Origin of the sequence: Pseudomonas sp. BF-RE-22 (assembly GCF_019956155.1) — a bacterium.
Classification (GTDB): domain Bacteria; phylum Pseudomonadota; class Gammaproteobacteria; order Pseudomonadales; family Pseudomonadaceae; genus Aquipseudomonas; species Aquipseudomonas migulae.
The window spans coordinates 1-21,830 of sequence record NZ_JAHBDD010000049.1 but is presented as its reverse complement, the minus strand read 5'-3'; the positions used below and the strand labels follow the sequence as shown (position 1 = coordinate 21,830).

The window sequence follows — 21,830 nt, the reverse complement described above, 5'->3', positions numbered from 1 at the left end:
ATGCATTTCTGGAACTGCCACAATCGGCGCCAGACGCATGAAAACAATGATATTCAGGACGTAATTTTTGAACACAGCGTTAATTGTCCCAAGCCTGCGCCGCACCACGGCGATGGCGGTGGAATCCAGCCACGAACTCAGCGTGGGTAAACCGTGAGCGTCTCCTTAAGCCGTCTAGAGCGTCAGCTCGGCTACACCTTCAAGGATCAGGAACTGATGGTCCTGGCCCTGACTCACCGCAGCTTTGCCGGGCGCAACAACGAACGCCTGGAATTCCTCGGTGATGCCATCCTCAACTTCGTCGCTGGCGAGGCGCTGTTCGATCGCTTCCCGCTGGCCCGCGAAGGCCAGTTGTCGCGTTTGCGCGCACGTCTGGTGAAAGGTGAGACTCTGGCTGTACTGGCCCGCGGTTTCGATCTGGGCGATTACTTGCGTCTGGGTTCCGGCGAGTTGAAAAGCGGCGGTTTCCGTCGCGAGTCGATTCTGGCCGATGCCCTGGAAGCGCTGATCGGTGCGATCTACCTGGACGCCGGCATGGACGTGGCGCGCGAACGCGTGCTGGCCTGGCTGGCCGGCGAGTTCGAAGGCCTGACACTGGTCGACACCAACAAAGATCCAAAAACCCGCCTGCAGGAATTCCTGCAGTCCCGTGGTTGTGAGCTGCCGCGTTACGAAGTGGTGGATATCCAGGGTGAGCCGCATTGCCGGACGTTCTTCGTCGAATGCGAAATCACCTTACTGAATGAAAAAAGCCGAGGTCAGGGTGTGAGTCGTCGTATTGCCGAACAGGTAGCGGCCGCCGCAGCACTGATAGCCCTGGGTGTGGAGAATGGCAATGACTGATTCAACCGCAACACGCTGTGGCTATGTTGCCATCGTCGGCCGTCCCAACGTGGGCAAGTCCACGCTGCTGAACCACATCCTCGGCCAGAAGCTGGCGATCACTTCGCGCAAGCCTCAGACCACCCGCCACAACATGCTGGGCATCAAGACCGAAGGCGCCGTCCAGGCGATCTACGTCGACACCCCGGGCATGCACAAGGGCGGCGAAAAGGCCTTGAACCGCTACATGAACAAGACCGCTTCGGCGGCGTTGAAAGACGTCGACGTGGTGATCTTCGTGGTGGATCGTACCAAGTGGACCGACGAAGACCAGATGGTGCTCGAGCGTGTCCAGTACGTGACCGGCCCGCTGATCGTGGCGCTGAACAAGACCGACCGCATCGAAGACAAAGCCGAGCTGATGCCGCACCTGACCTGGTTGCAGGAACAGCTGCCGAACGCGCAGATCATGCCGATCTCGGCCCAGCACGGGCATAACCTCGACACGCTGGAGCGAGTGATCGCCGAGCACCTGCCGGAAAACGATCACTTCTTCCCGGAAGACCAGATCACCGACCGCAGCAGCCGCTTCCTCGCCGCTGAGCTGGTGCGTGAGAAAATCATGCGTCAGCTGGGCGCCGAGCTGCCATACCAGATCACCGTGGAAATCGAAGAGTTCAAGCAGCAGGGGAAAACCCTGCACATTCATGCGTTGATTCTCGTCGAACGTGACGGCCAGAAGAAAATCATCATTGGCGACAAGGGCGAGCGCATCAAGCGCATCGGCACCGAGGCGCGCAAGGACATGGAGCTGCTGTTCGACTCCAAGATCATGCTCAACCTCTGGGTCAAAGTGAAAGGCGGCTGGTCCGACGATGAGCGCGCATTGCGTTCGCTGGGTTACGGCGACCTGTAAACCTGAGCCCAGGTGATAAAACTGTGGGAGCGAGCCTGCTCGCGATAGCGGTCTGTCAGTCAACAATTTTGTTGAATGTCAGTCCCTCATCGCGAGCAGGCTCGCTCCCACAGTGGTTTTGGGGTGTTAGTAAAATCGCGATCCGTCATTGAGAGCATCATGTCCCAGCCCATCGGCCAACCCGCCTACGTCCTCCACTCCCGCGCCTACCGCGAAAACAGCGCACTGGTGGATTTCCTTACGCCGCAAGGTCGGCTGCGGGCGGTGTTGCGCAGTGCGCGGGGCAAGGCCGGGACGTTGGCGCGGCCGTTCGTGCCGCTGGAAGTCGAGTTCCGGGGGCGGGGCGAACTGAAGAATGTCGGGCGCATGGAAAGTGCCGGTACGTCGACATGGCTCATCGGTGAGGCGCTGTTCAGCGGGCTTTACCTCAATGAGCTACTGATTCGCCTGTTGCCATCAGAAGATCCCCATCCCGCTGTCTTCGATCACTACGCCGCGACTTTGCTTGCGCTGGCCGAAGGCCGCCCGCTGGAGCCGTTGCTGCGTTCCTTCGAATGGCGCTTGCTCGACGATCTCGGTTACGGCTTCGCGCTGAACACCGACATCCACGGCGAACCCGTCGCGCCGGACGGCCTGTATCGTCTACAGGTGGATGCCGGCCTGGAACGGGTCTACCTGCTGCAACCCGGTCTGTTCAACGGCACCGAGTTGCTGGCCATGGCCGACGCCGACTGGTCGGCCCCCGGCGCGTTGTCCGCCGCCAAGCGTTTGATGCGCCAGGCATTGGCCGTTCACCTGGGCGGTCGTCCCCTGGTTTCCCGAGAGTTGTTTCGAAAGCCGTAGGGTCTTGATCTTCGCTCCCACCAAGGATCAACAGACCCTGTTGCCCCGTGTATGCTGTGCGCCGAATCTTTAAATTCAGGAGCGCTTCCGTGACCACCAGCAATCGCATTCTTCTTGGCGTGAACATCGACCACGTTGCCACCCTGCGCCAGGCCCGGGGCACTCGCTATCCCGATCCGGTCAAGGCCGCACTGGACGCGGAAGAGGCGGGCGCTGACGGCATCACCGTGCACCTTCGCGAAGACCGTCGGCACATTCAGGAACGTGACGTGCTGGTGCTCAAGGATGTGCTGCAAACCCGCATGAACTTCGAAATGGGCGTCACCGAAGAAATGATGGTGTTCGCCGAGCGCATCCGCCCGGCGCACATTTGCCTGGTGCCGGAAACCCGCCAGGAACTGACCACCGAAGGCGGTCTGGACGTAGCGGGGCAGGAAGCGCGGATCAAGGCAGCAGTGGATCGCCTGGCGAAGATCGGTTGCGAAGTGTCGCTGTTCATCGATGCGGACGAGCGGCAGATCGAAGCGTCCCGTCGTGTCGGTGCTCCGGCGATTGAGTTGCACACCGGTCGTTATGCCGATGCCGAGACACCGACGGACGTGGCTGAAGAGCTCAAACGAGTGGCCGATGGCGTGGCATTTGGTCTGGCGCAGGGTTTGATCGTCAACGCCGGTCACGGTTTGCACTATCACAACGTCGAAGCGGTCGCGGCGATCAAGGGCATCAACGAACTGAACATCGGCCATGCGCTGGTGGCGCACGCGTTGTTTGTCGGGTTCAAGTCGGCTGTTGCCGAGATGAAGGCGTTGATCCTGGCCGCAGCGTTGAAGTGCTAAGACGGAGGTGCTGCCTTCGCGGGCAAGCCTCGCTCCTACAGGGTCGGTGCCATACGCAAAATTGCGGCACAACACGGACCTGTAGGAGCGAGCGGTGCGGCGATCCGACTTGCCCGCGAAGGCGTCCTCAAAAGCAACACAAATCTAAAGCTGCGGGGTTTCCTGGCTCGGCTTGGTCTTGTCGACCCCCGGCACATGCAGATTGCCTTCGGCCACCTGATTGCCTTCCAGCTGAGGCTGCGTCACCCAGGTCAGGATGTCGTAGTAGCGACGGATGTTCGCCACGAAATGCACCGGCTCGCCGCCACGGGCGTAGCCGTAACGGGTTTTGCTGTACCACTTTTTCTCGGACAGGCGCGGCAGGATCTTCTTCACGTCCAGCCACTTGTCCGGGTTCAACCCTTCCTTGGCCGCCAGTTTGCGCGCGTCATCCAGGTGACCGCTGCCGACGTTGTAGGCCGCCAGCGCAAACCAGGTACGGTCCGGTTCCTGGATAGACTCATCCAGCTGTTCCTTCATGTAGGCCAGGTACTTGGCGCCGCCCATGATGCTTTGCTTCGGATCGAGGCGATTGGACACGCCCATCGCCTGCGCGGTGTTCTGGGTCAGCATCATCAGGCCACGCACGCCGGTCTTCGACGTGACGGCCGCTTGCCACAGGGATTCCTGATAACCGACCGCCGCCAACAGGCGCCAGTCGACCTTCTCTTTCTTGGCGTAGGTCTTGAAGTGTTGCTCGTACTTGGGCAGTCGTTGCTGCAAATGCTGGGCGAAGGTAGTGGCGCCCATGTAGCCGAGTACGTCGACGTGCCCGTAATAGCGGTCCTTCAGGCGTTGCAGCGTGCCGTTCTTCTTCACCTTGTCGAGGTAGGCGTTGATCTCGTTGAGCAGGCTGTTGTCGTCGCCGGCGGCCACGGCCCAGCTCTGGTCGCTGGCGTCACCGAGGTCGAAGGCGACCCGGATATTGGTGAAGTAGACCTGGTTCATCGCCACTTCGTTGGAGTCGACCAGGGTCAGGTCAATCTGGCCTTCATCGACCATGCGCAGCAGGTCGACAACTTCAACCGCGTCGGACTCTTCGTATTCAATGCCGGGAAACTTCTGTTTCAACTCCGCCAGTTGCCCGGCGTGGGTGCTGCCCTTGAGCACCATGATCTTCTTGCCCACCAGATCCTTTGCATCGGTCGGCCGTGACTGGCCGTTGCGATAGATGATCTGCGGGGTGACTTCCAGATAAGAGTGGGAGAACCGCACCTGCTGTTTGCGCGCTTCGCTGCTGACCAGGCCGGCCGCAGCGATCACCGGACCGTTGGGCTTGCCCACCTGGCTGTACAGGTCGTCAAGGTTGTCGGCGGTTTCGATCTTGAGTTCGACCCCCAGATCGTCGGCGAAGCGCTTCACCAGCTCGTATTCGAAGCCGGTTTCACCGTTGCGATCCTGAAAGTAGGTAGCGGGGCTGTTTCGGGTAACCACCCGCAGCACGCCATCCTCCTTTACGCGCTCCAGCGTGTTGGGTTTATCAACACAGCCACTGAGCATCAGGAAGAGTCCGGTTGCGATCAGCCATTTGGCGTACCGCGGACGCAAAGCCGTTGGGGAAAACATCTGCGCAGTATACGCAAAGGACCACGAGCGCCATATCTCGACAGCGAAGGCCTTGTCTGCTAGGGAGCGAAAAACCGCTCTGGAGCCCGCAGGAATGGGCTCGAACGGCTTTTTGTGACACAAAAAATAACACCTGGCCGACCGCTGTTTCGGCCCCGGATACCCGGCCCGACGTCCGGGTGACGCCGCCCGTACCGTTTCGGGTGATGTCGCGGGCGGTTTAGGCTAGAATGCACGGCCTCAAAGCACACCCCTTCCCGAGGCTGTCCCGAAGATGTTGATCCTGCGCGGCGCTCCTGCCCTTTCTGCCTTTCGCCACAGCAAACTCCTTGAGCAACTGAGCCAGAAGGTTTCGGCTGTCAGCGGCTTGTATGCTGAATTCGCTCACTTCGCCGAAGTTACCGGCGTCCTGACCGGCGACGAACAGCAGGTGCTCGCGCGCCTTCTGAAGTACGGTCCAAGCGTACCGGTTCAAGAACCGACCGGTCGCCTGTTCCTGGTGTTGCCGCGTTTCGGCACCATCTCGCCGTGGTCCAGCAAGGCCAGCGACATCGCTCGCAATTGCGGCCTGAGCAAGATCCAGCGCCTGGAGCGCGGTATCGCGTTCTATGTCGCTGGCCAGTTCAGCGACGCCGAAGCGCAGCTGATCTCCGATGTTCTGCATGACCGCATGACCCAGATCGTCCTCGCCAACCTTGAACAGGCCGCCGGCCTGTTCAGCCACGCCGAACCGAAGCCGCTGACCGCGATCGACGTGTTGGGTGGCGGCCGCGCCGCGCTGGAAAAAGCCAACACCGAGCTGGGCCTGGCCCTGGCCGAAGACGAGATCGATTACCTGGTCAACGCCTTCGTTGGTTTGAAGCGCAACCCGCACGACATCGAACTGATGATGTTCGCCCAGGCGAACTCCGAGCACTGCCGTCACAAGATCTTCAACGCCAGTTGGGACATCGACGGTCAGAGCCAGGAAAAAAGCCTGTTCGGCATGATCAAGAACACTTACCAGATGCACAGCGAAGGCGTTCTGTCCGCTTATAAGGACAACGCTTCGGTGATCGTCGGTAATGTCGCCGGCCGTTTCTTCCCGGACCCTGAAACCCGCCAGTACGGCGCGGTACAGGAGCCGGTGCACATTTTGATGAAAGTCGAAACGCACAACCACCCGACCGCGATTGCCCCGTTCCCGGGTGCGTCCACCGGTTCCGGTGGCGAGATCCGCGACGAAGGCGCTACCGGTCGTGGCGCCAAGCCAAAGGCCGGCCTGACCGGTTTCACCGTGTCGAACCTGCAGATCCCTGGCTTCGAACAGCCGTGGGAAGTGCCGTACGGCAAGCCTGAGCGCATCGTCACCGCGCTGGACATCATGATCGAAGGCCCACTGGGTGGCGCCGCGTTCAACAACGAATTCGGTCGTCCGGCCCTGACCGGTTACTTCCGTACCTTCGAACAATCGATCACCACTCCGCGTGGCGACGAAGTTCGCGGTTACCACAAGCCGATCATGCTGGCCGGCGGCATGGGTAACATCCGTGCCGAACACGTACAGAAAGGCGAGATCACCGTCGGCTCCAAGCTGATCGTGCTCGGCGGCCCGGCGATGTTGATCGGTCTGGGCGGCGGCGCTGCTTCCTCCATGGCCACCGGCACCAGCTCGGCTGACTTGGACTTCGCTTCGGTTCAGCGCGAAAACCCTGAGATGGAACGCCGCTGCCAGGAAGTCATCGACCGTTGCTGGCAACTGGGTGACAAGAACCCGATCAGCTTCATCCACGACGTGGGTGCGGGCGGTCTGTCCAACGCCTTCCCGGAACTGGTCAACGACGGCAACCGTGGTGGCCGCTTCGAACTGCGCAACATTCCAAACGACGAGCCGGGCATGGCCCCGCACGAAATCTGGAGTAACGAATCCCAGGAACGCTACGTTCTGGCCGTCGGCCCTGCTGACTTCGAACGTTTCCAGGCGATCTGCGAGCGCGAGCGTTGCCCGTTCGCCGTGGTCGGCGAAGCCACTGCCGAGCCGCAACTGACGGTCACCGACAGCCACTTCGGCAACAGCCCGGTGGACATGCCGCTGGAAGTGCTGCTGGGCAAAGCCCCGCGCATGCACCGTTCGGCCGTTCGTGAAAACGAGCTGGGCGACGACTTCGATCCGTCGACCCTTGAGATTGCAGACTGCGTCGAGCGCGTTCTGCATCACCCGGCCGTGGCGAGCAAAAGCTTCCTGATCACCATCGGCGACCGCACCATCACCGGCCTCGTGGCCCGTGACCAGATGGTCGGCCCGTGGCAGGTTCCGGTGGCCGACGTTGCCGTCACCGCCACCAGCTTCGACGTCTACACCGGTGAAGCCATGGCCATGGGCGAGCGTACTCCGCTGGCGCTGCTGGACGCTCCGGCGTCGGGCCGCATGGCCATCGGCGAAACCCTGACCAACATCGCCGCTTCGCGCATCAACAAGATCTCCGACATCAAGTTGTCGGCGAACTGGATGTCCGCAGCCGGTCACCCGGGTGAAGACGCGCGTCTGTACGACACCGTGAAAGCGGTCGGCATGGAACTGTGCCCTGAGCTGGGCATCACCATTCCGGTGGGCAAGGACTCCATGTCCATGGCCACGCGCTGGAGCGACAACGGCGAAGACAAGACCGTCACCTCGCCAATGTCCCTGATCGTGACCGGTTTCGCGCCAGTGGCTGACATCCGTCAGACCCTGACCCCGGAACTGCGCATGGACAAGGGCACCACCGACCTGATCCTGATCGATCTGGGCCGTGGTCAGAACCGCATGGGCGCCTCGATCCTGGCCCAGGTTCACGGCAAGCTCGGCTCGCAAGCGCCGGACGTCGATGATGCCGAAGACCTGAAAGCCTTCTTCGCGGTGATCCAGGGCCTCAATGCCGACGGTCACCTGCTGGCCTACCACGACCGTTCCGACGGTGGTCTGCTGACCAGCGCCGTGGAAATGGCCTTCGCCGGTCACTGCGGCCTGAGCCTGAACCTCGACGGTCTGGCGGAAACCTCCGCCGACATCGCAGCGATCCTGTTCAACGAAGAACTGGGCGCCGTGATCCAGGTTCGCCAGGACGCGACTCCGGACATCCTCGCGCAGTTCAGCGCTGCCGGTCTGGGCGAGTGCGTGTCGGTGATCGGTCAGCCGATGAACAACGGCGAGATCAGCATCACCTTCAACGGCGAAACCGTGTTCGAAGGTCAGCGTCGTCTGCTGCAGCGTACATGGGCTGAAACCAGCTACCAGATCCAGCGTCTGCGTGACAACGCCGACTGCGCCGAGCAAGAGTTCGACGTGCTGCTGGAAGAAGACAACCCGGGCCTGAGCGTCAAGCTGAGCTACGACGTCAACCAGGACGTCGCCGCGCCTTACATCAAGAAAAACATCCGCCCACAGGTTGCCGTGCTGCGTGAGCAGGGCGTCAACGGTCAGGTGGAAATGGCGGCCGCGTTCGACCGCGCCGGTTTCAACGCAATCGACGTGCACATGAGCGACATTCTGGCCGGCCGTGTCGACCTGAACGACTTCAAGGGCATGGTCGCTTGCGGCGGCTTCTCCTACGGCGACGTACTGGGCGCCGGTGAAGGCTGGGCCAAGTCCGCGCTGTTCAACAGCCGCGCCCGCGATGCGTTCCAGGGTTTCTTCGAACGTAGCGACAGCTTCACCCTTGGCGTGTGCAACGGTTGCCAGATGATGTCCAACCTGCACGAGCTGATCCCGGGCAGCGAGTTCTGGCCGCACTTCGTGCGTAACCGTTCCGAGCAGTTCGAAGCCCGTGTGGCGATGGTTCAGGTCCAGGAGTCGAACTCGATCTTCCTGCAAGGCATGGCCGGTTCGCGCATGCCGATCGCCATCGCACACGGTGAAGGTCATGCCGAGTTCTCCAGTGAAGAAGCGTTGCTGGAAGCCGATCTGTCGGGTTGCGTGGCGATGCGTTTCGTCGACAACCATGGCAAGGTCACCGAGAAGTACCCGGCCAACCCGAACGGCTCGCCGCGCGGGATCACCGGTTTGACCAGCCGCGACGGTCGCGTGACGATCATGATGCCGCACCCGGAACGTGTGTTCCGCGCCGTGCAGAACTCGTGGCGTTCGGAAGACTGGAACGAAGACGCGCCATGGATGCGCATGTTCCGTAACGCTCGCGTGTGGGTGAACTAAGCGCCGTGTACAAGCTCAGCTTCTTTGTTCCGACCAGCCATGTCGAAGTGGTCAAATGCGCTGTGTTCGCTGCCGGTGGCGGGCGAATCGGTGCTTACGAACACTGCGCATGGCAGGTGTTGGGCCTGGGTCAGTTTCGTCCAATGGAGGGCAGTCAGCCGTTCATTGGCGAAGCAGGGCAGGTCGAACAGGTTGAGGAATGGAAAGTTGAGCTGGTGGTGGCGGATGAGTTGATCCGTTCGGTGGTGGCGGCTTTGAAACAGAGCCATCCCTACGAGACACCGGCTTATGAAGTGTGGCGGCTGGAGGATTTCTGATCCGCTGACCGCTGCAATGAAAAACCCGCTACGGCGGGTTTTTTGTTGCCCACAATTCAACGGACCTACACCACCCCTGTAGGAGCCGGCTTGCTGGCGATAGCGGTTTAACATTCAACGTTGATGTTGGCTGTAAGTCAGCAATCGCCAGCAAGCCGGCTCCTACAGGGTTGTGTGTCGATCACAAAAAAGGCGACCCCCTCACGGGAGTCGCCTTTGCTTTAACCGCCGCTAAAACTTATTCGGACAGTTTGTACGCAATCACATAGTCACCTTGCTTGGTGCCCAGCGATCCATGACCGCCCGCCACGACGAGCACGTATTGCTTGCCGTCCTTGCCGGTGTAGGTCATCGGTGTGGTTTGCGCGCCCGCAGGCAGGCGACCTTCCCACAGTTGCTTGCCGTTTTTCACGTCGTAGGCACGCAGGTACTGGTCGAGGGTGCCGCTCAGGAATCCAACGCCACCGGCGGTGGTGAAGGTGCCGCCCAGGCTAGGCACGCCCATGCTCAGCGGGATCGGAACCGGCGAGCTGTCGCGCACGGTGCCGTTCTTGTGTTTCCACAGGACTTTGGCGGTGGTCAGGTCAACCGCCGCTACATAACCCCATGCTGGCGCCTGGCACGGCAGGCCCATTGGCGACAGCAATGCTTCGAGGACTACGCCGTACGGCGCGCCTTTGTTGGGCTGCACGCCTTCGGTTTCGCTTTTGCGCGGGCCTTGGGCAGCGATTTCGGCGGCCGGGATCAGTTTCGATTTGAACGCCATGTAGCTCGGGTTCACGAAAGCGATCTGACGCACCGGGTCAACCGAGATGCCGCCCCAGTCGAACACGCCGAAGTTGCCTGGATACACGATCGAACCCTGCAGCGACGGCGGGGTGAACGGGCCGTCGTAGCGCATGGACTTGAAGTCGATCCGGCAGATCAGTTGGTCGAATGGCGTCACGCCCCACATGTCGCGCTCTTGCAGCGGCGGCGGCATCAGGTTGAGGTCGGATTTCGGTTGGGTCGGCGAGGTGTGATCACCTTCGACAGCGCCTTGCGGAACTGGCACTTCGTTGATCGGCACAATCGCTTGGCCGGTGCTGCGATCCAGTACGTAGATGCTGCCTTGCTTGGTGGACGCGAGTACCGCCGGCTTCACGCCGTCTGCGGTTTTCAGGTCCATCAGGGTTGGCTGGCCACCGACGTCCATGTCCCACAGGTCATGGTGGGTGAACTGGAAGTGCCAGCGCACTTTACCGGTGCCAATGTCGAGGGCGGTCAGGCCGGCGGCGTGCAGTTCCGATTCCGGGGTGCGAGCGCCACCGAACTGGTCCGGCGTCTGGTTGCCCATCGGCAGGTACAGCATGCCGAGTTTTTCATCGACGGCGAACATGGACCACATGTTCGGCGAGTTGCGGGTGTAGACCTTGCCTTCGGCAATCGGCGTGGTGTCGTCCGGGTTGCCGCTGTCCCAGTTCCACACCAGTTTGCCGGTGTGCACGTCGAACGCGCGGATCACGCCGCTCGGCTCGTCGGTGGAGACGTTGTCGGTGACGTGGCCGCCAATCACCACCAGGTCCTTGGTGACCGCTGGCGGCGAGGTGGAGTAGTAGCCGCCGGCGGTGAAACCACCGATGTTGGCGCGCAGGTCGACCTGGCCTTTGTCGCCGAAGTCTTCGCACATCTTGCCGGTGTCGGCGTTCAGGGCGATCAGGCGGGTGTCGGCGGTCGGCAGGAAGATCCGGCGTGGGCAGACGCTGGCGACAGGCGCGCTGGCGCTGCCGGTCGGGCTCTGCTCGGAGGCGTAAGCCGCGTCATCGTGATACGTCACGCCACGGCAGGTCATGTGCGCCCAACCCTTGAAGTTCGCCGCGTTTTGCGTGGAGAGCTTCGGATCGAAACGCCAGATTTCCTTGCCGGTGTCCGGGTCCAGTGCGATCACCTGGCTGTGCGGCGTACACACATAGAGCATGCCGTTGGCTTTCAGCGGGGTGTTTTCAGCGGTGGTTTCACCCGGATCGTTCGGCCCCGGCAGGTCGCCGGTGCGGTAGGTCCAGGCCGGAACGAGCTTGTTGACGTTCTGCGGGGTGATCTGCGCCAGTGGCGAGTAACGGTCACCGTGAGCGCTGCGGCCGTAGGAGTTCCAGTCACCGTCGGGCATGGCCGGGGCGGTGTTGGTCATGCCCGGCACGCTGTCGCGGTCCAGTTGGCCTTTGATTTCACCGGGGTTGGTGAATTGGCTGGCCAGTGCAGTCACGCCCGCGAGCACCACGGCCACGCTCAGTGCGCCGGTGCCTTTCGGTGCAGCGCCTTCGCGCAGCAGCGGACGACGGAACCACGGCAGCAGCATGACGATGCCCAGCGCGAACAACATTGCCAGACGCGGCACCAGTTGCCACCAGTCGAGGCCGACTTCCCACAAGGCCCAAACGGTGCTGGCGAACAGCACCAGCGCGTACAGGCCCAAGGCTGCGCGGCGAGCGAGAATCAGCAGCACGCCGGTCAGCGCCAGGCCGATACCGGCCAGCAGGTAATACAGCGAGCCGCCGAGCATGCTCAGCTTGATCCCCCCAGCCAGCATGGCCAGGCCCATTAGCAGAAGCAGAATGCCGAGCAGGGTCGGCAATAGACGGCTTCGACTCAAAGCACCATCAGTGCTCATAGTGTGGTTCTCCGTGACGTTTCAAGTAGTCCCGCGCAAGTTCACTGTAGATGACGATCTGGCGCGGGCAGGGTTCATGTAAAAACTGGAACTGTTGCGTTCCCTTGTAGGAGCGAGGCTTGCCCGCGAAGACGGACTAATGTTCAACATTAATGTTGGTTGATAGATCGCCTTCGCGGGCAAGCCTCGCTCCTACAGGGGTTGCGGTGTTTGTTAGAACTGCGACTGGATCTTGATCCCGCCAATCAGGGCGTCATCGACCTTGTCCACGCCACCGGGCTGGCGGATGTATTGCAGGTTCGGGCGCACGGTCAGCCAGTTCGTGACGTGCACCCCGTAATAGAGTTCGGCGCTGTATTCGGTGTCCTGCGGCGGCAGGAAGGACGGATCGTCGAAGTCGGAGACCGCGTGGGCCTGATTGCTTGCCTCGGCGTTCTTGCGATAGGCCGGGTTGACGTGAACACGGGCGAGGGCGAAACCGATGTCGTCCTTGGCGCGCGCATCGAACAAGCCTTTGTAGACGACGCCCGCCTGGACATAGTTGTCGATGGCGTTGGTCTTTTTGTCGTGCATCGTGCCGTTGGCGAACACGCTCAGGCCACGGGAGTTGTCGCTGGCGCGGCTGGTGATCTGCTGCTGCACACCCAGCCAGACGCCGTGTTTGCTCGACGCGCTGCGGTAGGCCTCACCACTCAGGGCGGCGGGCTGGCCATTGCTGTCCTTGTAGGCATCCGTGGCGTTGGCGTTGCTGTAGTAATAACCGGCGCGGTATTCGCCCGGCAGGCCGTTGAGCTTCGGCGTCCACACCAGCTCCACCGGCAAAATTGCGCCTTGGGTGCCGCTGCCGCTGAGCTTGAAACCATTGCCGCGATCAAGGTTCGACGGGTTCTGCTCATACGCGCCGACCTGCGCGTACAGCTCTGGCGTCAGGTGATACTTGACCCGCATCGCCCACTGGCTGACTGGCCAGTTGTACCAGATGCCCCCGACCCAGTTACCGACCTGGGAGCCGCAGAACGCCAGGTTCTGGAAGTCGCAGGGGAAACTGTTGAAATCTTCGCCTTCGCCGAAACGGCCGACCTTGATGTCGAGCTTCTGATCGAAGAATTTCTGCTGATACCACATCTGCGTCAGGCGCCAGGTTTGCCCGCGACCCCAGACTTCCTGCGCTGAAGTGAAACCGCCGACCCGCGGATCGTTGATCCGGTCGTTGCTGATGTTGTTGCCGTTACGTTCGGTGATGGTCAGTTGAAATTCAGCGTCGTCCCAACCGAGGATCTTCTGCAGATCGAGATGCGTGCCGAGGCCGAACTGATCGCTGTAGCGCGCGGTGCGATCGTGGTCGTAGCCGCCGTGCAGATTGCTGCCCATTTCGCCGGTGTAATCGACTTTGAAGTCGTAGCCTTTTTCCGAAAGTTCGGTGCGCGTGCCGTTCCAGTCGCCGAGCATCCACGGCGATTCGCTATCGAAGGCCGGGGCGGCCTGAGCGCAGGTGGCGAGGCCCAGCGCGGTGAATCCGCCGATCAGGTTAAGGACTTTTCGCTGGGAAACAGGCGTGCAGACAGCGCTGTCTCGCAAAAATTGAACATAAGGCATAGAAGAGAAATTCTTGATCTTTTTCTGGGGAGTGAGGGGTGAAGCGGCTAGCGGAAGCGTTTCAGCAGGTTCGGGCGTAAGGATAATGTTCTGTTACAAATAGAGAAAGGCCTTTTGCCGAGATGAATTCTTTCGGATTTGGTAACAGTCCGCAGCATCTACGATGCTCTCTGTAGGAGCGAGGCTTGCCCGCGAATGCGTCCTTGAGATTGCCTTCGCGGGCAAGCCTCGCTCCTACACAATGATTATTCAGAGTTCACCTACATTTAATTCATAGCCCTTCCACCCGAACACCCCCTCGGCTAAGGTGCGCGGCTTCCAATTCATCTATCGCTCGAAGGCCCGGCATGACCGAACAGAACAACAACCCGCTGCATGGCGTGACACTGGAGCAGATCCTCAACGCGCTGGTTGAACATTACGAATGGTCGGGGCTGGCCGAGCGCATCGATATCCGCTGCTTCAAGAGTGATCCGAGCATCAAGTCGAGCCTGACCTTCCTGCGCAAGACCCCGTGGGCACGGGAGAAGGTCGAACGCTTGTACGTCAAGTTGATGCGTACCAAGCGACCGCTCTGAACATGATCATGCAACCTGCCGTGCGCCGTCGTTTTGTGGCCGTGGCTGCTGTCCTCGGCTGGGCGGGATTGAGCATTCAGCTGTACCTGATTTTCTATTCGCGCTGGACGCTGGGCGCCAGTCTGCTGGGCGGGCTGGTGAGTTTTTTCAGCTACTTCACCGTGCTCAGCAACACGCTGGTGGCGACCGTGCTGACCTGCGCGCTGACGTCCCGCGAGTCGGCTGCGCGACGCTGGTTTTTGCAGCCGGGGGTGAGCGGCGCGATTGCCGTGAGCATCGCCGTGGTCGGCCTTGCCTACAACATTCTGTTGCGCCATCTGTGGCATCCCGAAGGCTGGCAATGGCTGGCCGATGAACTGCTGCACGACGTCATGCCGTTGCTGTTTCTGGCCTGGTGGTGGTTGTGTGTGCCCAAAGGCACTCTGCGTCTGCGGCATATTGCGTTGTGGGTGATTTACCCGTTGCTGTACTTCGCTTACGCGTTGCTGCGCGGGCATCTGCTGGCGGTTTATCCCTATCCGTTCATAGATGTCGACAAGCTGGGTTATCCACAGGTGTTTGTGAATGCAGGCGGATTGTTGGCGGGGTTTGTGGTGATTGCGTTGTTGGTGATCGCGCTGGATCGGTGGCGGCGATACGCCTGAATCACACGGACCTGTAGGAGCCGGCTTGCTGGCGATGGCGTCCTTGGCAACGATGCAGGGTTCAAGGGACCTATCGCCAGCAAGCCGGCTCCTACAGTTTATGTGGCGTTATTCCTCGTCGCTGTCGTCCAGGCGCCAATAGCCGACGGCTTTGACGAACTGCTCGTTCAGCCCGTGCTCGTCCAGCAGCACCCGACGAATCTGCCGCGACACTTTGGTCTCGGTCGCCACCCACGCGTATAGATTGCCGCTGGGCACTTGCAGCTGTTTCACGGTGGTCAGCAAGTTGTTCTTGCCACCCTCGCGCAACACCCAGATCACATTGACCTGCGCCGGGCTTTCGAGCTTTTGCTGTTCCGCGCCGTTCTCCACTTCAATGATCACCAGCGCCTGGCGATTGGCCGCCAAACCCTCCAGGCGCCGCGCAATCGCAGGGATCGCCGTCTCGTCACCGATCAGCAAATAGCTGTCGAACATGTCCGGCACGATCATCGATCCCCGTGGCCCGCCAATGTGCAGGAACTGTCCCGGTTTGGCCTGTTCCGCCCAGGTCGAAGCAGGGCCGTCGCCGTGCAACACGAAGTCGATGTCCAGTTCCAGCGTGTCGAGGTCGTAGCGACGCGGCGTGTAGTCGCGCATCGCCGGCATCGGGCCGTTGTCCTTGCCGGCACCGAGTACCAGGGTTTCCAGCGCCGCTTGTTCTGCGGCGTTCTGCGGGAACAGCAGTTTGACGTGGTCGTCTGTGCCAAGGCTGATGAAACCTGCCAGCTCTGGCCCACCCAAGGTAATCCGGCGCATGCGCGGGGTCAGGTCAACCACGCGCAACACTTGCAGGCGACGGCGTTTGATTTCATGCATGACACGGTGAATGGTGTGCTCGATCACTTCAGTCATTCAGCTTTCTCCTGAGCGGGTTGAACCAAGGGGCCGTCGACGATGGCTTTGGCGGTGTTGTTGAGCAGGGCGGCGACCCGGATGATTTCTTCCGCGCTCCAGCGACCGTGGTGCAGTTGCAACGCGTGACGCAGGTTATGCACCGCTTCGTGGATCTCGGGCGGACGGTCATGGCCGCGCAATGAGCGCTTGCTGACATCGATGCGCATCCGCACGCCGTCCAGTGCAACCGCTTGCTCACTTAAAGACAGACGACCGGCGTCGGTCACGCTGTAGCGTTTTTTTCCGCCTTCGGCATCGCCCTGGATCATTTCGCTTTCTTCCAGAAAGGTCAGGGTTGGGTAGATCACGCCGGGGCTGGGACTGTAGGCGCCGTCGAACATGCCTTCGATCTGGCGGATCAAGTCGTAGCCGTGGCAGGGCTGTTCGGCGATGAGCGCGAGTAGCAGCAGTTTCAGATCGCCGGGGGCAAACACCCGTGGGCCGCGACCGCCGCGTTCGCGGCCGGGGCGTTTCTCGAAGCCGTCGCGGCCGTCACCGTGTTCACGGTGGGGGGAATGATGGTCTCTCATTTTTCCTTCTCTCTGTCGTGTTTAGATACAACTTAAGATATATCTTATCGGGAAGGCAAGCGAACAGGACCAACGGTCGTCGCCGAAGGGCGTCGTGGCGGATTTCAGTGCGGGGCGGGAAAAAGGCGTTTTGCAGCTTGCTGTTTTAGAGTGATTGATCTAATTATGTGTAACTAACAGAGAGTGATTATTAATAATTAGCCCTAAGTAGTCTTTGTCTTACAGAGACTGTATTTAGTTTGACTGTGTGCTTTTTTCGTTAAAACTGTTTGTAGTATGTTTCTGTCGGGTGAACGGTTTAATTATTGATTTTGCGGGTTTTTTCTACTGGGTCGTGGGCGGTTGTTACTACATGTTCTTCGGAAGTTGCGTACTTACTTTCTCAAGTAATTGGCCGATCATTCTCTTCGTCGAAAGTTGAGCCAAATTGCCACTATTTAAACCGGCGATAGGGACGATTCACGCTTTCACGGACCAATCCTTTGAAAAAGACAGGTACTAAACAATGTTCAAGAAGTTTGCAATCGCCGTTCCGATGACCCTCCTGGCCCTGAGTGCTTCGATGGCGTTCGCTGCGGATGAGTCGCGCACCTCCATCAACATCACTGCGGAAATCCCGAGCAAAGTGTTTCACGCTCAACCCGTGGACCTGAACTTCGGTAAAGACGAAAGAATGCAATACCAAATTGGCGCCGGCACCCTGTCGGAGGTCCGTGGCACCTACGATATCCAGCACACCAACGGCTCGGTGGGCGCATACGTCGTCGGCGGCCCTACGCCGCTGTTCAACGGTAATGCGACCTTGAACATTCCGCTGACCTACACCTTCAACGGCACCGTACTGACTGCCGATTCGCAGGAAGTGGTCGGCGACGTCGAGTCCAACGGTGGCATGCGCGCCGACCTGGTGATCACTGCACAAAAGCCGGGCAACAATCAGGTGGGTATTTACACCGCCAATCCCGTCGTCATGTTTGATGCCATTCCGCGCATCTGAATGACAGCGTTCTGTCAGCAAGTTCTTGCTTGATAACGCGCACCGATCGATAGGGCCGTAATCCCTGTCGATCGGGTTTCACCGTCTTTATCCACAGAGTATTTCTTTCATGTTCCCGATGACTCCCATCGCGACGGCGCTTGCCTTGTGTTTTTGCGCAACTGCCCTGGCCGCGCCAGCGGACAACGGCCATACACCTCGAAGTTTGCTGGCGCAGGCCAAGGGTTTGCCGAGCGAATTCGAAGAACACTTCTTCGATGTACCGTTGGCGGTGCGCGTGGAACTTGATCAACAATTTCTGGGTGAGGCGATGGTCGTGTTGACCCGCGACGACCGCATCACCCTCGTTGACTTCACCGATGTCAGCGACAGCACGATCAAAGCCAGTGAACGCGACACCTGGTCTGACTATTTGAAGCAAGGTGTGGTGCTGGGCAACTGCGAGGCGAAATGCCCCGAGCGGCTATTGGCCGTGCACTACAGCCTGGAAAACTCGCTGGTGTCGATCCTCACGGAAAACGCCGAGCGCGACGATCAGGTCCAGCGTTATTACAACCAGCCCGAAGGCGGCAGCACCGGGTTGATCGTGCGCAACCAGTTGAACCTCAACGGCGGGCAAAACCAGGACCTGGGCGGGCGCTATGGTCTTGAAGCCAGCAGCAGCCTCGGCAACTGGACTCAAGCGGTGAACCTGCAACTGTCGCGACTGGGCGGTGTGGATAACCAGACCTATCACGCCGTGCATGAGCTCTATACCCAGCGTGAACTGGAAGGCAACTTTGTGCGCCTGGGCTATTTCACCCCCACCTCCGAAGGGCTGACTCGCCAGCCGCGTTCCTTCGGCGCGGCTCCCGACACGGCGCTGGGTGTGATGTACGGCAGCTCCGACAGCCTGGCCATCAATCAGCCGACACCGGCGGTCTACCCGATCTACGTCACCGCCAATCGCCAGGGCTCGGTGGAGATCTACCGCGACGGTTTGCTGATCAATACGCAGGCGATGCCCGCAGGCCTGCAAACCCTCGACACGCGGCCGTTGCCCGGCGGTATCTATGAAGTGGAAGTGCGCCTGATCGAAGACGGCCAGATCACCTCCAGCACCCAGGAACTGGTCTATAAACCGAACAATTGGCGCAACCACGACGAGCAATGGCGCTACAACCTGTTCGCCGGGCGTGAGTCCAAATTGCTCAGCAACTGGGACGATCAGAACGACGGCGACATGACGGCCGGTGCCGCCTTCAACTTTCTGCTGCACCCGCGAGTCATCCTCGGCCTGTCGGGTCGACAGGTGCGTGACAGCCTGCAATACGGCACCTCGGTCGATTGGGCCGTCGTCAACAATGCCAGCGTCTATGCCAACGTCTACAAGACCGAGGACCACGGCACCGGTTTCGACGTGCAGGGGCTTTATTCCTACGGCAGCGGCAGCATCGTCGCCAGTCACAACCGCAGCTGGCTCGACACGACCCGGCTCTACGACACGCTGCCTGACGGCACGCGAGTACGACAGCGCAACGTGTTTATCGGCCAGACCAGCAACTCGTCGTTGTCGCTGAACCATCGGCTCACCAGCAAAAGTTCGGTCAATGCCAGGGTGTCCCACAGCGAGGGCAACACCGAAGGCGTCGGCGTGGATCTGGGGTGGAGCCAGCGCGGCCGATTGTTCGGCAGCGACGCCAACTGGCGCTTGTCGCTGTTCGACAGGCCGGGCAGTTTCAGCTCGGGCAATGACCGCAATCGTGGCGTCGACCTGAGCGTCAACATCGCCCTGGGCGGGCCGGGCGAACAGATCTCCGGCAGCATCGGCACCCGCACCGATCGCGACGGCGGGCGGGATAACAATGCCTCGGTCACCTACCGCAAAGACTTGCAGGATCACCTGCTGCAAAGCGTTTCCGCCACGGCCATCACCGACACCTATGGCATCGGTATGAACGCGATGGCGACGATGCAATCGGAGCGGGTCAACGCTGACGGTTTTATCCAGCGCTCCTCATTCAACAACGACTTCACCGGTGGCTTGAACCTCGACAGCACCGTCGCCGTCGGCGGGCAAAAAATGGTCGTGACCAGCCAGTACCACCGCAACGGTGCCGGCATGATCATCGATGTCGAATCGGACATCGATGACATTGCCCTGCGCGCCGACGATTTGAGCGGTGGCAGCGCGGTGCTCAGACCAGGGCGCAATTTCGTGCCGATCACCGCCTACAAAAGCAGCTCGGTCAGTTTCGATTTCGAGGGCAATCACGTGCCGGCCGCGACCATCCAGCCGGCCCGCTCCAGCTATCACTTGAACAAGGGCGGCGTCGAGTATCGCCAGGTTCGCGTGATGAGAACCCTCACCGTGCTCGGTCGCCTGGTGGACTACCAGGGCAGCCCGCTCAAGGGCCATCACATCATCAACCACGCCAGTCGCGGAGTCAGTGAAGTGGACGGCTTCTTCTCCATGGAAATGAACGCCGGTTCACCGACCCTGGAAGTGCGCCACGGCAACCAGTTGCTGTGCCAGTTCCGGCTCGACCCGAGCCGTGGCCGCACGGAAAACAATGTGCTGATGATCGGCGACCTGCGTTGCACGCCGGATACGTTGGCGGACGCAACGACACAGACGCCGACGGCAGGCTGATGCCCGGCAATACGCATTTTATCTACGAGGTAAATGACGATGAAACGTCGGTTGGCACTGATTGGTTTTTGTTTGTTCACGCAGACGGCACACGCCGGGCCGAGCATCAATATCGGCACGGTTTACGACTACCTGGACGGTGATAAAAGTACCTATTTGAAACGTGTCTTCAATGGCGGCGACAGCACTGCGTTCGTCAAGGTCAACATCCTGGAAATCCTTTACGACGCCGACGGCAAGTCGCAGGAAGTGCCGCTCAAGTCCAGCGCCGACGGCAGCGCCCGGGACGGTTTGATGGCCAGCCCGGCGCGGCTGATTGTGCCTGCCAGTGGCATGCAAGGCACGCGGTTGCTGTACATGGGCGAGCGTGACCGCGAGCGTTATTTTCGCGTGCGTTTCGTGCCGGTGGTGCCGGAGAAAGAAGACGAGTTCGCGGTCTCCGGCGAAGAGCGTGAGGAATACAAGAAGACCCTGTCCGCCGGGGTCACGGTGCTGGCCGGGTATGGCGCGGTGTTTTTCGTCCGTCCCAAGGACACGCGTTACGCCAGCGTGATCGAGAACGGCGCGAAGGATTACCGCATCCGCAACGACGGCAACACTGTGGTGGTGATCGATGAGTTCAAGGATTGCGCGGTCAAGAACGAGCAGGACTGCATGCCGACCACCAAGCATCACATCCTCGCGGGCCGCAGTTTTCAGTTCGAGAAACAGGCCGGTCGCGAGTATCGCTTCACACTGGTTGAAGGCGAGAGCAGCAAGAAACTCGATGTGAAGGGCTGATGACCATGTTCAGAAAACTGACGGTTCTGATGGTGTCGGCAATGGCCTGCCATTCAGCGTTTGCCGCCCGCGAAGTGCACCACTTCGACGTGTTCGTGACGATTCCGAGCCAGGTGTTCTATGTCATTCCCGCAGACGCAGGCTGGATTCACCGCGAACAGCAATTGCCGTGGAATCTGGCGACCTCGACCTTGGGCGGTTTGCGCAAGTATTTCGATGTGAAGAATGAAGGCGGCTCTATCGAAGCACGACTTGAAGGCAGGCCTTACCTGTCCAACGGGATGCCGGCCGATGACATTGGTTTGCGCGTGCTGTTCAACGGAAAGGTGTTGAGCGAACTGGAGAGCCGCGAGGTGGTGTCGATGAGCGAGGCAGCGCCGGGTAAACGTGTGTTGCTGGACATCGCGCCGGTGCCGCCTGTCGATGGGGTTTACAAACCGGGCAGCTATTTCGGCAGCGTCAATTTGATTTTCAACGCAGTGCTGCCGGGGGCGTGATTCTGGCTCGGAAGGAGAAGGAATGTATTTTTTCGTCAGGCGTTTGTTCCAAATACCAAGTGGCTTCGCATTGATCTGCCTGGTCTTCATTTTACCTGCACTGCCTGTGCAGGCCGCTGTCATGGAAATCGAAGCGGTCTTTCAGCCGGACTCATCGAAGCCGAACAAGAATGTATTCGTCAACATGACGCCGTCCGAGGGTTTCTGCCGCCAGGTGCCTCAAGCCTGTGAGCCCTATGGGCTTTTCAGCCTTGGCCCGCGCATCGGCTTTACGGCCAACGCACCGATCCGTGCCAACCATACGGATCCTCGCCAGGGTGGTATGGCCAGGGTTCCCTCAGCGTGGAGAGAGGTACGCGTTACGCACGAGTCGGGGGATTCAAAAGTGCTTTCCATCCGGATCGGAGGTATTGGCCACGAAGCACAAATTCCACGCCCCGTTACCGAGCTGACCGGGGGCGGGGGGTGGGATCAACTTTGGGC

General features: G+C 60.3%; 17 protein-coding genes and 1 pseudogene. 13 read left to right on the top strand and 5 right to left on the bottom strand.

Annotated elements, in window-relative coordinates; genetic code table 11:
* The first annotated feature begins 153 nt into the window (after window positions 1–153).
* From rnc to pdxJ, 4 genes are all read left to right on the top strand, one after another.
* Complete coding sequence (gene rnc / locus KGA82_RS21995) at window positions 154–843, top strand: ribonuclease III (protein WP_032828632.1); 690 nt, start codon at window positions 154–156, stop codon at window positions 841–843.
* The gene (gene era, locus KGA82_RS21990; RefSeq protein WP_008026691.1) at window positions 836–1,738 is read left to right on the top strand and encodes a GTPase Era; all 903 of its coding nucleotides are present in this window, start codon (window positions 836–838) and stop codon (window positions 1,736–1,738) included. Before rnc ends, era begins: the two co-directional genes overlap by 8 nt.
* A gap of 159 nt (window positions 1,739–1,897) precedes the next feature.
* Window positions 1,898–2,581 (top strand): DNA repair protein RecO, encoded by a 684-nt coding sequence (gene recO, locus KGA82_RS21985; RefSeq protein WP_008026692.1) that lies wholly within the window; start codon window positions 1,898–1,900, stop codon window positions 2,579–2,581.
* A gap of 89 nt (window positions 2,582–2,670) precedes the next feature.
* On the top strand, window positions 2,671–3,417 hold the full coding sequence (gene pdxJ, locus KGA82_RS21980) for a pyridoxine 5'-phosphate synthase (protein ID WP_223452525.1): 747 nt from the start codon (window positions 2,671–2,673) through the stop codon (window positions 3,415–3,417).
* A gap of 144 nt (window positions 3,418–3,561) precedes the next feature.
* Here pdxJ and mltF read toward each other — a convergent pair whose 3' ends face one another.
* On the bottom strand, window positions 3,562–5,022 hold the full coding sequence (gene mltF, locus KGA82_RS21975; RefSeq protein WP_032828633.1) for a membrane-bound lytic murein transglycosylase MltF: 1,461 nt from the start codon (window positions 5,020–5,022) through the stop codon (window positions 3,562–3,564).
* Between the two features lie 274 nt (window positions 5,023–5,296).
* On the opposite strand from mltF, the gene purL reads away from it, so the two are divergent.
* Together purL and KGA82_RS21965 are read left to right on the top strand one after the other, a co-directional pair.
* Window positions 5,297–9,193 carry a phosphoribosylformylglycinamidine synthase gene (gene purL, locus KGA82_RS21970; protein ID WP_008042487.1) on the top strand — a complete coding sequence of 1,299 codons (3,897 nt, stop codon included), beginning with the start codon at window positions 5,297–5,299 and terminating at the stop codon, window positions 9,191–9,193.
* Between the two features lie 5 nt (window positions 9,194–9,198).
* Complete coding sequence (locus tag KGA82_RS21965) at window positions 9,199–9,510, top strand: YqfO family protein (protein WP_223452524.1); 312 nt, start codon at window positions 9,199–9,201, stop codon at window positions 9,508–9,510.
* Between the two features lie 238 nt (window positions 9,511–9,748).
* Here the strand turns inward: KGA82_RS21965 and KGA82_RS21960 are convergent, their stop codons facing one another.
* Together KGA82_RS21960 and KGA82_RS21955 are read right to left on the bottom strand one after the other, a co-directional pair.
* Complete coding sequence (locus KGA82_RS21960; RefSeq protein WP_223452523.1) at window positions 9,749–12,157, bottom strand: glucose/quinate/shikimate family membrane-bound PQQ-dependent dehydrogenase; 2,409 nt, start codon at window positions 12,155–12,157, stop codon at window positions 9,749–9,751.
* A 213-nt stretch (window positions 12,158–12,370) separates the two neighbouring features.
* Window positions 12,371–13,753, bottom strand: a complete 1,383-nt coding sequence (locus tag KGA82_RS21955) for a carbohydrate porin (protein ID WP_223452522.1) — start codon at window positions 13,751–13,753, stop codon at window positions 12,371–12,373.
* Window positions 13,754–14,100: 347 nt separating this feature from the next.
* Between KGA82_RS21955 and KGA82_RS21950 the strand changes: the two genes are divergently transcribed.
* Both KGA82_RS21950 and KGA82_RS21945 read left to right on the top strand, forming a co-directional pair.
* The gene (locus tag KGA82_RS21950; RefSeq protein ID WP_007903672.1) at window positions 14,101–14,331 is read left to right on the top strand and encodes a VF530 family DNA-binding protein; all 231 of its coding nucleotides are present in this window, start codon (window positions 14,101–14,103) and stop codon (window positions 14,329–14,331) included.
* A gap of 8 nt (window positions 14,332–14,339) precedes the next feature.
* A complete protein-coding gene (locus tag KGA82_RS21945) occupies window positions 14,340–14,975 on the top strand; it encodes a Pr6Pr family membrane protein (protein WP_411737734.1) in 636 nt (211 codons plus the stop codon).
* A 108-nt stretch (window positions 14,976–15,083) separates the two neighbouring features.
* On the opposite strand, the gene KGA82_RS21940 is transcribed toward KGA82_RS21945, so the two are convergent.
* Both KGA82_RS21940 and KGA82_RS21935 read right to left on the bottom strand, forming a co-directional pair.
* Complete coding sequence (locus tag KGA82_RS21940) at window positions 15,084–15,869, bottom strand: siderophore-interacting protein (RefSeq protein ID WP_223452520.1); 786 nt, start codon at window positions 15,867–15,869, stop codon at window positions 15,084–15,086.
* Window positions 15,866–16,441 carry a PadR family transcriptional regulator gene (locus tag KGA82_RS21935; protein WP_008026701.1) on the bottom strand — a complete coding sequence of 192 codons (576 nt, stop codon included), beginning with the start codon at window positions 16,439–16,441 and terminating at the stop codon, window positions 15,866–15,868. Before KGA82_RS21935 ends, KGA82_RS21940 begins: the two co-directional genes overlap by 4 nt.
* A gap of 505 nt (window positions 16,442–16,946) precedes the next feature.
* On the opposite strand from KGA82_RS21935, the gene KGA82_RS21930 reads away from it, so the two are divergent.
* From KGA82_RS21930 to KGA82_RS21910, 5 genes and pseudogenes are all read left to right on the top strand, one after another.
* Window positions 16,947–17,438, top strand: coding sequence for a CS1 type fimbrial major subunit (locus KGA82_RS21930; RefSeq protein ID WP_223452519.1), 492 nt, complete (start codon window positions 16,947–16,949; stop codon window positions 17,436–17,438).
* A 109-nt stretch (window positions 17,439–17,547) separates the two neighbouring features.
* Window positions 17,548–20,070 (top strand): CS1-pili formation C-terminal domain-containing protein, encoded by a 2,523-nt coding sequence (locus KGA82_RS21925; protein WP_223452518.1) that lies wholly within the window; start codon window positions 17,548–17,550, stop codon window positions 20,068–20,070.
* A gap of 39 nt (window positions 20,071–20,109) precedes the next feature.
* Window positions 20,110–20,850: a molecular chaperone gene (locus KGA82_RS21920; protein WP_223452517.1), complete on the top strand. Its 741-nt coding sequence runs from the start codon at window positions 20,110–20,112 to the stop codon at window positions 20,848–20,850.
* Window positions 20,851–20,855: 5 nt separating this feature from the next.
* On the top strand, window positions 20,856–21,347 hold the full coding sequence (locus KGA82_RS21915) for a CS1 type fimbrial major subunit (RefSeq protein ID WP_223452516.1): 492 nt from the start codon (window positions 20,856–20,858) through the stop codon (window positions 21,345–21,347).
* Window positions 21,348–21,369: 22 nt separating this feature from the next.
* Window positions 21,370–21,830, top strand: a pseudogene (locus KGA82_RS21910) (hypothetical protein); the annotation flags it as partial.

Coding starts and splice junctions, on each gene's coding strand:
- era (WP_008026691.1), top strand. CDS start 836: ATGACTGATTCAACCGCAACACGCTGTGGCTATGTTGCCATCGTCGGC.
- recO (WP_008026692.1), top strand. CDS start 1,898: ATGTCCCAGCCCATCGGCCAACCCGCCTACGTCCTCCACTCCCGCGCC.
- mltF (WP_032828633.1), bottom strand. CDS start 5,022: ATGTTTTCCCCAACGGCTTTGCGTCCGCGGTACGCCAAATGGCTGATC.
- purL (WP_008042487.1), top strand. CDS start 5,297: ATGTTGATCCTGCGCGGCGCTCCTGCCCTTTCTGCCTTTCGCCACAGC.
- KGA82_RS21960 (WP_223452523.1), bottom strand. CDS start 12,157: ATGAGCACTGATGGTGCTTTGAGTCGAAGCCGTCTATTGCCGACCCTG.
- KGA82_RS21955 (WP_223452522.1), bottom strand. CDS start 13,753: ATGCCTTATGTTCAATTTTTGCGAGACAGCGCTGTCTGCACGCCTGTT.
- KGA82_RS21950 (WP_007903672.1), top strand. CDS start 14,101: ATGACCGAACAGAACAACAACCCGCTGCATGGCGTGACACTGGAGCAG.
- KGA82_RS21945 (WP_411737734.1), top strand. CDS start 14,340: ATGCAACCTGCCGTGCGCCGTCGTTTTGTGGCCGTGGCTGCTGTCCTC.
- KGA82_RS21940 (WP_223452520.1), bottom strand. CDS start 15,869: ATGACTGAAGTGATCGAGCACACCATTCACCGTGTCATGCATGAAATC.
- KGA82_RS21935 (WP_008026701.1), bottom strand. CDS start 16,441: ATGAGAGACCATCATTCCCCCCACCGTGAACACGGTGACGGCCGCGAC.
- KGA82_RS21930 (WP_223452519.1), top strand. CDS start 16,947: ATGTTCAAGAAGTTTGCAATCGCCGTTCCGATGACCCTCCTGGCCCTG.
- KGA82_RS21925 (WP_223452518.1), top strand. CDS start 17,548: ATGTTCCCGATGACTCCCATCGCGACGGCGCTTGCCTTGTGTTTTTGC.
- KGA82_RS21920 (WP_223452517.1), top strand. CDS start 20,110: ATGAAACGTCGGTTGGCACTGATTGGTTTTTGTTTGTTCACGCAGACG.
- KGA82_RS21915 (WP_223452516.1), top strand. CDS start 20,856: ATGTTCAGAAAACTGACGGTTCTGATGGTGTCGGCAATGGCCTGCCAT.